Origin of the sequence: Bacteroides sp. D2 (assembly GCF_025147085.1) — a bacterium.
Classification (GTDB): Bacteria; Bacteroidota; Bacteroidia; order Bacteroidales; family Bacteroidaceae; genus Bacteroides.
The window spans coordinates 4,236,924-4,249,019 of the sequence record NZ_CP102261.1 but is presented as its reverse complement, the minus strand read 5'-3'; the positions used below and the strand labels follow the sequence as shown (position 1 = coordinate 4,249,019).

Genomic DNA, 12,096 nt, shown 5'->3' with positions numbered 1-12,096 from the left:
GCTTTTTCTTCTCATAATCATTTAAGTATTAACATAAAACATCCTCATCCCCTCTCCTCTTTTGGAGAGGGATAAGGGGAGACTATTATCATGAAAACCACCTCGTTCATACTTGCACTTGTCCTGTCCACCTCACTGGCTAAAGCACAAAACGCCGCACAGGTGTCTTACTTCCCTTTACAGAATGTGAAACTATTGGATAGCCCGTTCCTGCAAGCCCAACAGACTGATTTACATTATATACTAGCCTTAAACCCCGACCGTCTGCTCGCTCCTTTTCTACGCGAAGCAGGGTTACAGCCTAAAGCTCCCAGCTACACCAACTGGGAAAATACCGGATTGGACGGGCATATCGGCGGACATTATCTATCCGCCCTCTCCATGATGTATGCCGCTACCGGAGATACTGCCGTCTACAACCGTCTAAACTACATGCTGAATGAGTTGCATCGTGCACAGCAAGCTGTAGGTACAGGATTCATCGGAGGAACTCCGGGAAGTCTCCAACTTTGGAAAGATATAAAAGCAGGAAAAATCCGTGCCGGAGGTTTCGACCTTAACGGCAAATGGGTACCTCTATACAACATACATAAAACGTATGCCGGATTGCGAGATGCTTACTTGTATGCAGGAAGCGATCTGGCACGTAAAATGCTGATTGACCTTACAGACTGGATGATTGACATCACTTCCGGTTTGAGCGACGAACAAATGCAGGATATGCTTCGCAGCGAACATGGCGGATTAAATGAGACTTTCGCTGATGTGGCTGAAATCACAGGCGACAAGAAATATCTGAAACTGGCCCGCCGTTTCTCCCACAAACTTATCCTCGACCCGCTTATCAAAGATGAAGACAAGCTGACAGGTATGCACGCCAACACACAGATTCCCAAAGTGATCGGCTACAAACGAATTGCCGAACTTTCGCAAGATGACAAAAGTTGGAGTCATGCTGCTGAATGGGATCATGCCGCCCGTTTCTTTTGGAATACGGTAGTCAATCATCGTTCCGTCTGCATCGGAGGAAATAGCGTCCGTGAACATTTCCACCCATCTGACAATTTTACGTCCATGCTGAACGACGTTCAAGGACCGGAGACCTGTAATACTTACAACATGCTCCGTCTTACTAAAATGCTTTACCAGAATTCTCACAATCCCAACAATACACAGGAGCCTGATCCCAACTACGTAAACTATTACGAACGTGCGCTTTACAATCACATTCTTGCATCGCAGGAGCCGGACAAAGGTGGTTTTGTATACTTCACTCCCATGCGTCCGGGACATTACCGCGTTTACTCGCAACCGGAAACATCTATGTGGTGTTGTGTCGGTTCAGGCTTGGAGAATCATACCAAATACGGTGAATTCATTTATGCACATCAGAGAGATACGCTCTATATCAACCTCTTCATCCCCTCGCAACTAACCTGGAAAGAGCAAGGCGTAACTTTGACACAGGAAACCCGATTCCCTGACGACGGTAAGGTAACTTTGCGAATAGATGAAGCGCCTAAGAAAAAACGTACTTTAATGATACGCATCCCGGAATGGGCTAACCAATCCAAAGGTTATAGCATCAGCATCAATGGGAAAAGAAAAATATTCATTATGGCAAAAGGTAACCAGTATCTTCCTCTCTCCCGCAAATGGAAAAAAGGAGATGTCATTACTTTCAACTTGCCTATGAGAGTCAGCATGGAACAAATTCCTGATAAGAAAGACTATTATGCTTTCTTATATGGCCCTATCGTTCTTGCAGCTTCCACAGGCACTGAACACCTTGATGGTTTATATGCCGATGACAGTCGTGGCGGACATATCGCCCATGGCAAACAGATTCCTTTACAGGAAGTTCCGATGTTGATAGGAAATCCCGATTCTATCCGTAAATCTCTTCACAAAGAACAAGGCAGCCGGATCGCTTTCAGCTACAACGGAGATGTTTACCCTGCACAAGGCAAAGCATTGGAGCTTGTTCCCTTCTTCCGCCTGCATAATTCCCGTTATGCCGTTTATTTCCGGCAGACAAGCGAAGAGCAGTTCAAAGCCATTCAGGAAGAAATGGCAACGGCTGAACGAAAAGCAACCGAATTAGCTAATCAAACCATTGATCTTATCTTCCCCGGCGAACAGCAACCGGAATCCGACCATGGCATCCAATATGAGCAGGCAGAAACCGGAACGAACACAGACCGCCACTTCCGTCGTGCCAAAGGTTGGTTCGGCTATCAACTGAAAGTAAAAGAAGAAGCAAGCCGCATACTGGTCACCATACGGAAAGATGACCGTAACAAAGTAGCTATTCTACTGAATAACGAAAAGTTAGCTGTTAATCCGACGATCAGTGAAGCAGATAAAGATGGCTTTATCACCCTTTCTTATGTCCTGCCTCAAAAACTGAATACAGGTAGCTGTCCAATACGTTTCATCCCTGACGAAACGGAATGGACACCTGCAATTTACGAAGTGCGTTTACTAAAATAAACGTTCAAAAAGAAATAACCATCATCAAAATCAAACATCTATATAATCATTAAACAAATACCATTTATGAAAGCAAAACTATTAGTCAGCACGGCCTTTCTGGCAGCATCAGTATCTCTTTCCGCGCAAAAGAGTGCTACCATAACCGTACATGCCGACCAAGGCAAAGAAATTATCCCGAAAGAAATCTACGGTCAGTTTGCCGAACACCTGGGTTCATGTATCTACGGTGGTCTTTGGGTAGGCGAAAAGTCAGATATACCCAATATCAAGGGATACCGTACAGATGTATTCAATGCATTAAAAGACTTGGCTGTTCCCGTTCTACGCTGGCCGGGTGGCTGCTTTGCCGATGAGTATCATTGGATGGACGGCATCGGTCCGAAAGAAAACCGTCCGAAGATGGTGAATAACAACTGGGGCGGAACAATTGAAGATAACAGTTTCGGTACACATGAGTTCCTGAATCTTTGCGAAATGCTGGATTGTGAACCTTATGTAAGTGGAAATGTAGGTAGCGGTACCGTAGAAGAACTCGCCAAATGGGTGGAATACATGACCTCCGACGGGGACTCTCCCATGGCCAATCTTCGTCGTAAGAATGGTCGTGACAAAGCATGGAAACTCAAATATCTGGGAGTAGGAAATGAAAGCTGGGGCTGTGGTGGCAGTATGCGTCCGGAATATTATGCAGACTTATACCGTCGTTATTCTACTTATTGCCGTAACTATGACGGCAACCGTCTGTTCAAAATTGCCAGTGGTGCAAGTGACTATGACTACAACTGGACAGACGTATTGATGAATCGTGTAGGACATCGCATGCAGGGACTTTCTCTCCACTATTACACCGTAACCGGATGGAGCGGCAGCAAAGGAGCAGCCACTCAATTCAACAAGGATGATTATTATTGGACAATGGGTAAATGCCTGGAAGTGGAAGATGTGCTCAAGAAGCATTGTGCCATCATGGATAAATATGACAAGGACAAAAAGATCGCTCTTTTACTCGACGAATGGGGAACCTGGTGGGATGAAGAACCGGGAACCATCAAAGGACACCTATATCAGCAGAATACATTGCGCGATGCTTTCGTTGCTTCTTTAAGCCTTGACGTATTCCACAAATATACAGACCGCCTGAAGATGGCAAACATCGCACAGATTGTCAATGTACTTCAATCCATGATTCTGACGAAAGACAAAGAAATGGTGCTCACTCCTACTTATTATGTCTTCAAGATGTATAAAGTACATCAGGATGCCACTTATCTTCCCATCGACCTGACTTGCGAAAAAATGAATGTACGTGATAACCGCACCGTTCCGATGGTAAGCGCCACAGCTTCCAAAAACAAGGATGGAGTGATCCACATTTCTCTGTCCAATGTAGATGCTGACGAAGCACAGGAAATCACCATCAATCTGGGTGATACGAAAGCCAAAAAAGCAGCCGGAGAGATTCTGACCTCTGCAAAACTGACCGATTACAATTCTTTTGAAAACCCTAATATTGTAAAACCGGTACCTTTCAAAGAGGTAAAAATCAATAAAGGTACAATGAAGGTAAAACTTCCTGCTAAGTCCATTGTTACTTTAGAGTTACAGTAATTTTAGGGCAATTACTTATTGTATCACAAACAAGAAGACCGTAAAATTGTCGATAAAAAAGATAGCTCTTTTGGATTGTTAAATCCACATAAAGAGTTATCTTTGCGAACAATCTGACAGAAATCAATTAAATTTTAATGATATGAACGATAACAAACTTATGAATCGTGCAGCGGATAACATCCGTATTCTTGCTGCTTCAATGGTTGAGAAAGCCAATTCCGGTCACCCGGGTGGCGCCATGGGTGGTGCTGATTTTGTAAATGTACTCTTCTCTGAGTTTCTAGTATATGATCCTGAAAATCCCCGTTGGGAAGGACGTGACCGCTTCTTCCTCGACCCGGGGCACATGTCTCCGATGCTTTATTCTACGCTGGCATTGACAGGAAAATTCACTCTGGACGAGCTGAAAGAATTCCGTCAATGGGGAAGCCCTACTCCGGGACATCCTGAAGTGGACATCATGCGTGGCATTGAAAATACTTCCGGTCCGCTAGGACAAGGACATACTTTCGCTGTGGGTGCTGCCATCGCTGCCAAATTCCTGAAAGCCCGTTTCAATGAGGTGATGAATCAAACAATCTATGCTTACATCTCTGACGGTGGCATCCAGGAAGAAATCTCTCAAGGTTCCGGACGTATTGCCGGTGCACTGGGGCTGGACAACCTGATTATGTTCTATGACTCCAACGACATTCAGCTTTCTACTGAAACGAAAGATGTAACCGTTGAAGATACTGCCATGAAATATGAAGCATGGGGATGGAACGTACTTAGCATCAACGGCAATGATCCTGACGAAATCCGTGCGGCAATCAAAGAAGCACAGGCTGAAAAAGAACGCCCGACACTGATTATCGGTAAAACGGTTATGGGTAAAGGTGCACGCAAGGCAGACGGTAGCAGCTATGAAGCCAACTGCGCTACACACGGTGCTCCTCTCGGTGGCGACGCTTATGTAAATACAATCAAGAATCTAGGTGGTGATCCTACTAACCCGTTCGTTATATTCCCGGAAGTAGCTGAACTGTATGCAAAACGTGCAGAAGAATTGAAGAAAATTGTAGCTGAAAAATATGCAGCAAAAGCTGCGTGGGCGAAAGCAAACCCGGAACTGGCTGCCAAACTGGAACTTTTCTTCTCGGGCAAAGCTCCGAAAGTGGACTGGGCTGCTATCGAACAGAAAGCTGGTAGTGCTACCCGTGCTGCATCTGCAACCGTACTGGGCGCACTTGCCACACAAGTAGAAAACATGATCGTTGCTTCTGCCGACCTTTCTAACTCTGACAAGACTGACGGTTTCCTGAAAAAGACTCATTCTTTCAAGAAAGGCGATTTCAGCGGAGCATTCTTCCAGGCAGGTGTATCTGAATTGTCAATGGCTTGTATCTGTATCGGTATGTCTTTACACGGTGGTGTAATCGCTGCTTGCGGTACATTCTTCGTATTCTCCGATTACATGAAACCTGCTGTACGTATGGCTGCTTTGATGGAACAACCGGTGAAATTCATCTGGACACACGACGCATTCCGCGTAGGTGAAGACGGTCCTACTCACGAACCGGTAGAACAGGAAGCACAAATCCGCCTGATGGAAAAACTGAAGAACCATAAGGGACACAACTCTATGTTGGTACTACGTCCGGCCGATGCAGAAGAAACAACTATTGCATGGAAACTTGCCATGGAAAATATGTCTACTCCGACAGGATTGATCTTCTCTCGCCAGAATATTGCCAACTTACCGGCAGGAACTGATTACGAACAGGCAGCTAAGGGTGCTTATATCGTAGCAGGTTCTGACGAAAATCCGGATGTAATCCTGGTAGCTTCAGGTTCTGAAGTGGCTACATTGGTAGCCGGCACAGAGTTGCTTCGCAAAGATGGTGTAAAGGTACGCATTGTATCTGCTCCGTCTGAAGGTCTGTTCCGTAACCAACCGAAAGAATATCAGGAAGCTATCCTTCCGGCAGATGCGAAGATTTTCGGTATGACTGCCGGTCTGCCTGTCACTCTTCAAGGTCTGGTAGGTTGCCACGGTAAAGTTTGGGGATTGGAATCTTTCGGTTTCTCTGCTCCTTACACTGTATTGGATGAGAAACTTGGATTTACTGCCGAGAACGTATATAACCAAGTAAAAGCAATGCTCTAATGAAAACAATCGGATTAGCATGCGACCATGCCGGTTTTGAACTGAAAGAATATGTTCGCGGCTGGCTGGAAGCAAAAGGCTGGGCTTACAAGGATTTCGGAACTAACTCTACCGCAAGCGTAGACTATCCGGATTATGCTCATCCGCTGGCTCTTGCAGTGGAATCGGGAGAATGTTATCCCGGTATCGCTATCTGCGGCAGTGGAAACGGAATCAATATGACACTGAACAAGCACCAAGGGGTTCGTGCCGCTCTCTGCTGGAATGCAGAAATCGCACACCTGGCTCGTCAGCACAACGACGCTAATGTTCTGGTCATGCCGGGACGCTTCATCAGCACTGAAGAAGCGGATATGATTTTGACAGAGTTCTTCTCTACAAAATTTGACGGCGGTCGCCATCAGAACCGTATTGATAAGATTCCGGTAAAATAAAGCCTGAAGATAAATCAAATATGAGTAAAGCTGTTCTTCTTTCTGAAGGGCAGCTTTATTTTTATGTAAATATCATATAAACCAATGAAATAAGATCCATCCTTGCATATCATCTAAAAAACAAACCGGCAATAAACTGATAACAGAAATAACCGCAAACAACAAACTTCAGCAAAGTTCCCAATATGAATCCGATTAATGAGCCGAATCCGGATTTAAGTGCCTGAGAAAATTCCTTATTTCCCAATAGCTCACCAATCACAGCTCCGAGGAAAGGCCCGAGAATAATGCCCCAAGGTAAGAAAAGAAGTCCGACTAGCGTTCCGATGATACATCCCCAGTTTCCCCATTTACTACCGCCACTATACTTACTCCCGAGCATTGGCGAAAAATAATCTAACACCTGCAATACAGCTACAATTAATAACCAAACGATCAATTGTGTCGTAGTATATTCCACCTTATCCGTGAAATGAAGAATGACTAATCCCAAATAAGCAATGGGAGGACCGGGAAGAAACGGAAGGATACAACCTGCTAACCCAGCTATCATACAAAGGGCACTAATCACAATCAAAATAATGTCCAGCATAGTCTATACATTTTAATATCTGCACAAAAATACAGTAACTTTCAGTAAATACAAGCTAACATCAATAATTATTTCCCCTCCCTTCACCTTTCTCCTGCCATCGCTTTATTCATCGGAGATTGCAGGTGAAGGGCACACCCTTCACCATTGTTTCACAATGAATCTATCATCGACGGTATCATTGATTTACACATCCGGGCATTTTTTCTATTTCAAACCTCCCCTCCTAATATAAAAAAGCCTACCTTTGTCAACCAAGCGATTCAATAATAAAAAAAATGAACGATAACAAATTAAAAAACAAACCGGTACCTTACAACTATGCCCGTTGTTTCAACGAACACTGTCCGAAAGCACCCGATTGCCTGCGCCATGTCGCAGCATTACATACCACAGCCGATACTTCTTTTATCAGCATCGTAAATCCCGTCAGTATTCCGACCGACAGCACTGCTTGTCCTTACTTCAAGACTGCCGAAAAAATGCACGTAGCTTGGGGAATCAGTCATCTATTGGATAAAGTACCCTTCAAAGATGGAACCAGTATCCGCAACCAACTGATAAGTCATTTCGGCAAAAACCTTTATTACCGTTTCTACCGGGAAGAACGTCCCATCACTCCCAATGACCAAGCCTTCATCTGTCAACTCTTCCGCCGGAAAGGAATTATGGAAGAACCTGCCTTTGACAGTTACACTGACGAATATAATTGGTAAAGCTACGCTCTAAATAGTTTTTCCCGGTGTGAAACTTTTGGTTTCATGCTGTGGAACTAAAAGTTTCAGGCGCTAGAAACTAAAAGTTTCACACCGGGAAACCAGTAGTTTCACACCGAGAAACTAATAGTTTCAAATAGGGAAACTAACAGTTTCAAGGCATGAAACAAGAAAAAGACTCGGATCATGCCAACATTGTACGATGTATCTTTGTTTTTTTTATATTATGAATACAAACATCAGAAAAATACTAAATGACAAGTACGGGCTTTTCGAGAAAGACATAAATATATTACTTGAAAAGTTTACAAGGCTTTCTCTGAAAAAGAAAGAGACCATCCTGCAGGAGGGTCAAGCAGATCATTATATCTATTTTGTAGAGAAAGGGATCGTAAAAAGTACAATTTTCAGAGAAGGCAGAGAATTTATCGTATTCTTTGCACTAGAGAATGAGGTTCCTTTTAGTTCGCCCGATTTGATTCATAGCGGACAATCCTTATACACTTTAGAGACGATAGACGATTGCATTTTGTGGAGAATCTCCCGTAAAGACTTGGCTGACCTATTTGGAACATCTATTAATCTATCCAATTGGGGAAGAATGCTTCTCCAGGAATGGCTTGCAGTATCTTCTTCCTATTTTTCATCCATCCACTGGATGAGTAAGAAAGAGCAATATCAGTACTTACTTGAGAAAATGCCTCAACTTGTACAAAGATTGTCTATGAGAGATCTTTCCGCATGGCTGGATATAACTCCACAGTCTTTGAGCAGAATCAGAGCCGATATTTATTAATTACCCTTTGGTAACTTTTCGTTCTTCCGGTTGGCCTACCTTTGCGCTCAAATTTTAAATACGTATGATATGAAAAGTTTAAAAGGTATTATTTATGCCATGATTTCATCAGGCACATTTGGTCTCATTCCATTATTCACTATCCCACTAATGGGAGATATGGGGATGAATGAATCCAACATTCTTTTTTATCGTTTTCTGTTTTCAACTCTTATGATGGGAGCAGTATGCCTCATACATAAAAGTCCTTTAAGAGTCAATATGAAACATCTGATTTCCATCACTGGGTTAGGTGCTTTGTATGCTCTAACAGCGTTGTTCCTTATTTATTCCTACCATTATATAAGCAGTGGAGTGGCTACAACGATTCACTTCCTCTACCCTATATGCGTCAGCTTCCTGATGGTAGTATTTTTTAAGGAGCAAAAATCAAAGGCTTTGTTCCTGGCAGCTTCACTATCATTGATAGGCGTTGCATTCATGTGCTGGTCGGGAGGAAGCAGTATTCGATTAATGGGAGTCGGACTGGCAGCTCTTACCATATTGACCTACGGTATATATATTGTTGCCCTGAATCAATCGGGTTTAGGTAAACTGCCTGCTGAAGTACTTACATTCTATGTACTCCTGGGCGGCTGCATCATCTTCTTTATCTATAGTCTGTGTACAACGGGAATATCTGCCATTCCGGGTACAAAAGCCGGATTATATATCCTTGCACTGGCATTTCTATCAACAGTCATCTCGGATTTGACGTTGATTTTAGCAGTGAAGTATGCAGGCTCCACCACAACAGCCATCCTTGGCTCGATGGAACCGCTGGTTGCAGTTGTTGTAGGAGTATTAGTCTTTGCGGAACATTTTTCATTTCAATCTTTGGCCGGTTTATTACTTATATTACTATCTGTCATTATTGTCATATTAGCCGACCAACGAAAGAAATCGCAGAAGATACCAGAGAAAGAAATTGTTCAGTCACATTAAGGAAGTTCTGGTGAAGGGGCGGGTGAAGCATAGGGCTTCACCCGCTATTGCTGATGAATAAAGAGATACAGAAAATGTTGTAAGAGTGAAGGAGCATTTCACTAAACACTCAATATCGATCAGTCATCACAAATACCAATTCTCCTCCTTTCATAATATCCGAATGATATATTCTGAAATTCTCAACAGGTTTGCCATTCAACGTTACCGACTGCACATACTTATTTTCATCCGATAAGCCCTTTGCCTGTACCGTGAATGTTTTATGATTCGGTAATGAAATGGTGACTTCTTCTATCTGCGGTGCTCCTAATATATACTCCCCTCCAATCGGATTTACCGGATAGAATCCCATTGCAGAGAAGATATACCATGCAGACATTTGTCCGCAATCGTCATTTCCGCACAATCCATCCGGTTTGGGCAGATCGAAACGGTCAAAAATCTCACGAATGAGTTGCTGTGTTTTATGCGGTTGTCCCACATAGTTATATAAATAAGCCACATGATGGCTTGGCTCATTGCCGTGTGCATACTGTCCGATAAGCCCCGTTACATCTTGGGTGAATCCTGTATTCTCTTTAGATGATTCCAGGAAAAATAAAGAGTCCAGTTTATTGGCAAACTTCTCTTTACCTCCGAGTAGTTCGATTAACCCTTCCACGTCATGTTGCACGTGCCAAGTATATTGCCAGGCATTCCCCTCCGTATAATCTCCGCCGGAAGTGGCAGCATGTGACAATAACAAGGTGTTAAAAGGAGTACGCCAGTCCCCCTTCGAATCTTTCCCTCTCATCATGGTTGTTGAAGGGTCCAGCAGATTCTTATAATAGGAAGAGCGTTTGGAGAAATAAGCATAATCTTCATCATTCCCCAGCGCTTTAGCCATTTGAGCCACACAATAATCATCATATCCCGATTCCAGTGTCCGGGAAACAGATTCTTTTGGGATAAGATCGAAAGGATAATATCCGTATTGGTCATAAATCTCCCAGTCGGAATGCTGATGACTAACGGTTGAAGTGCCACGAATAGCAGCATACGCCTCTTCCGGTTCAAATCCGCGGAAACCTTTCAGATAGGCATCCACTATGACAGGAATGGCATGATTCCCTATCATACAATGACTCTCCTTTCCCCACAAAGCCCATATCGGCAGATATCCTTGTATTTTATAATGGTCAAGCATACTCTGGATCATACCATCCACCTTTTCCGGACATAGAATCGTATATAAGGGGTGAGCTGCCCTGTAAGTGTCCCACAAAGATAAAGTAGAATAATAACTACCCGTCTTCGAAGTATATATACTATCATTGGCTCCACGATAACGACCGTCTATATCAGCAATGTTGTTAGGTTGGATAAACAGATGGTAGAGCGATGTATAAAAGTTGGTTTTCTGTGCATCACTTCCCGTAACTTTCACCCTAGAGAATAGTTGATTCCATTGGTTATGTGCCTTCGTACGGATTCCCTCAAAATTCCATGCCGGATTTTCTTTTTCCAAAGCTGCAATGGCACCCTCTACTCCTACCGTTGAAAGTGCTATTTTCACTTGCAAGGTATCCCCTTTCGCCAGATTGAAATCCAACAGAAGACGTTTCCCTTTCTCCGGATCAACAGAAGATAAGGTATCCTTTACCGTATAGGGTTTATCAAAAGAAATCACATAATAATAGGAACGTTTCACCCAGTTCTCTACCATCTGATGTCCGGTGATGGTATGGTTATCCGGCAGATCCATATCAGCATACATCACATGTTTTTTAAGCCATTCCCGATCCCATACGACTCCGCTCTGCAAGTCTACCAGTAACCCGGATGGTGCATCCGAATGATAAACGTAACGATGAAAAGCTGTCCGTTGGGTAGAAGTCAGTTCGACATCCACATCAAAATCTGTCAGGTGAACAGCATAATATCCGGGAGAAGCATTTTCTGACCTCTTATCAAACTTACCTTTATAGACATTGTTTTCGATCTTCCCACTGAAAGGTAGTAAGAGGATATCACCCAAATCAGGACATCCCGTTCCGCTTAAATGAGTCTGGGCAAAGCCGATGATAGAATCATCCGCAAAATTATATCCGCTGCAATACTTCCAGACATCATTTCCTGTTTCCGGGCTCGCCTGAATCATACCGAAAGGAACACATGCTCCCGGAAAAGTATGTCCGTTATCCGCATTGCCTATAAACGGATTCACATATACCGAATAATCGGCATTTACTTTGGGTTGTGTAGTACAACTCAACACCAGTAGTCCTCCAACTATATTTAATAATAGGATGGGTATCTTTATTGTCATCTTCATT

The 12,096-nt window shown here is 43.4% G+C and carries 9 protein-coding genes; 7 read left to right on the top strand and 2 right to left on the bottom strand.

All coding sequences use genetic code 11. The features are described from left to right. The first annotated feature begins 90 nt into the window (after window positions 1-90). From NQ505_RS15050 to rpiB, 4 genes are all read left to right on the top strand, one after another. A complete protein-coding gene (locus tag NQ505_RS15050) occupies window positions 91-2,493 on the top strand; it encodes a glycoside hydrolase family 127 protein (RefSeq protein WP_008999161.1) in 2,403 nt (800 codons plus the stop codon). Window positions 2,494-2,559: 66 nt separating this feature from the next. Next, complete coding sequence (locus NQ505_RS15045) at window positions 2,560-4,104, top strand: alpha-N-arabinofuranosidase (protein ID WP_008999160.1); 1,545 nt, start codon at window positions 2,560-2,562, stop codon at window positions 4,102-4,104. A gap of 142 nt (window positions 4,105-4,246) precedes the next feature. Beyond that, window positions 4,247-6,256, top strand: coding sequence for a transketolase family protein (locus NQ505_RS15040; protein ID WP_008999159.1), 2,010 nt, complete (start codon window positions 4,247-4,249; stop codon window positions 6,254-6,256). Further along, window positions 6,256-6,690 carry a ribose 5-phosphate isomerase B gene (gene rpiB, locus NQ505_RS15035; RefSeq protein ID WP_004297448.1) on the top strand — a complete coding sequence of 145 codons (435 nt, stop codon included), beginning with the start codon at window positions 6,256-6,258 and terminating at the stop codon, window positions 6,688-6,690. Before NQ505_RS15040 ends, rpiB begins: the two co-directional genes overlap by 1 nt. A 109-nt stretch (window positions 6,691-6,799) precedes the next feature. On the opposite strand, the gene NQ505_RS15030 is transcribed toward rpiB, so the two are convergent. Beyond that, window positions 6,800-7,282, bottom strand: coding sequence for a DUF456 domain-containing protein (locus NQ505_RS15030; RefSeq protein WP_008999158.1), 483 nt, complete (start codon window positions 7,280-7,282; stop codon window positions 6,800-6,802). Between the two features lie 278 nt (window positions 7,283-7,560). Here NQ505_RS15030 and NQ505_RS15025 point away from each other — a divergent pair, with 278 nt between their 5' ends. The 3 genes from NQ505_RS15025 to NQ505_RS15015 all read left to right on the top strand — a co-directional run bounded on the left by NQ505_RS15025 (window position 7,561) and on the right by NQ505_RS15015 (window position 9,778). After that, window positions 7,561-7,998: a DUF6078 family protein gene (locus tag NQ505_RS15025; protein WP_008999157.1), complete on the top strand. Its 438-nt coding sequence runs from the start codon at window positions 7,561-7,563 to the stop codon at window positions 7,996-7,998. 226 nt (window positions 7,999-8,224) lie between these two features. Continuing rightward, entirely contained in the window at window positions 8,225-8,794 is a 570-nt protein-coding gene (locus NQ505_RS15020) for a Crp/Fnr family transcriptional regulator (RefSeq protein WP_008999156.1), read from the top strand. Between the two features lie 69 nt (window positions 8,795-8,863). Next, window positions 8,864-9,778, top strand: a complete 915-nt coding sequence (locus NQ505_RS15015; RefSeq protein WP_008999155.1) for a DMT family transporter — start codon at window positions 8,864-8,866, stop codon at window positions 9,776-9,778. Between the two features lie 109 nt (window positions 9,779-9,887). On the opposite strand, the gene NQ505_RS15010 is transcribed toward NQ505_RS15015, so the two are convergent. Next, on the bottom strand, window positions 9,888-12,089 hold the full coding sequence (locus tag NQ505_RS15010; RefSeq protein WP_085938547.1) for a GH92 family glycosyl hydrolase: 2,202 nt from the start codon (window positions 12,087-12,089) through the stop codon (window positions 9,888-9,890). Window positions 12,090-12,096: the final 7 nt, after the last annotated feature.

Bases quoted from the DNA above. Each gene is read 5' to 3' on its own strand.
- NQ505_RS15050 (WP_008999161.1), top strand. From the start codon at position 91: ATGAAAACCACCTCGTTCATACTTGCACTTGTCCTGTCCACCTCACTG.
- NQ505_RS15045 (WP_008999160.1), top strand. From the start codon at position 2,560: ATGAAAGCAAAACTATTAGTCAGCACGGCCTTTCTGGCAGCATCAGTA.
- NQ505_RS15040 (WP_008999159.1), top strand. From the start codon at position 4,247: ATGAACGATAACAAACTTATGAATCGTGCAGCGGATAACATCCGTATT.
- rpiB (WP_004297448.1), top strand. From the start codon at position 6,256: ATGAAAACAATCGGATTAGCATGCGACCATGCCGGTTTTGAACTGAAA.
- NQ505_RS15030 (WP_008999158.1), bottom strand. From the start codon at position 7,282: ATGCTGGACATTATTTTGATTGTGATTAGTGCCCTTTGTATGATAGCT.
- NQ505_RS15025 (WP_008999157.1), top strand. From the start codon at position 7,561: ATGAACGATAACAAATTAAAAAACAAACCGGTACCTTACAACTATGCC.
- NQ505_RS15020 (WP_008999156.1), top strand. From the start codon at position 8,225: ATGAATACAAACATCAGAAAAATACTAAATGACAAGTACGGGCTTTTC.
- NQ505_RS15015 (WP_008999155.1), top strand. From the start codon at position 8,864: ATGAAAAGTTTAAAAGGTATTATTTATGCCATGATTTCATCAGGCACA.
- NQ505_RS15010 (WP_085938547.1), bottom strand. From the start codon at position 12,089: ATGACAATAAAGATACCCATCCTATTATTAAATATAGTTGGAGGACTA.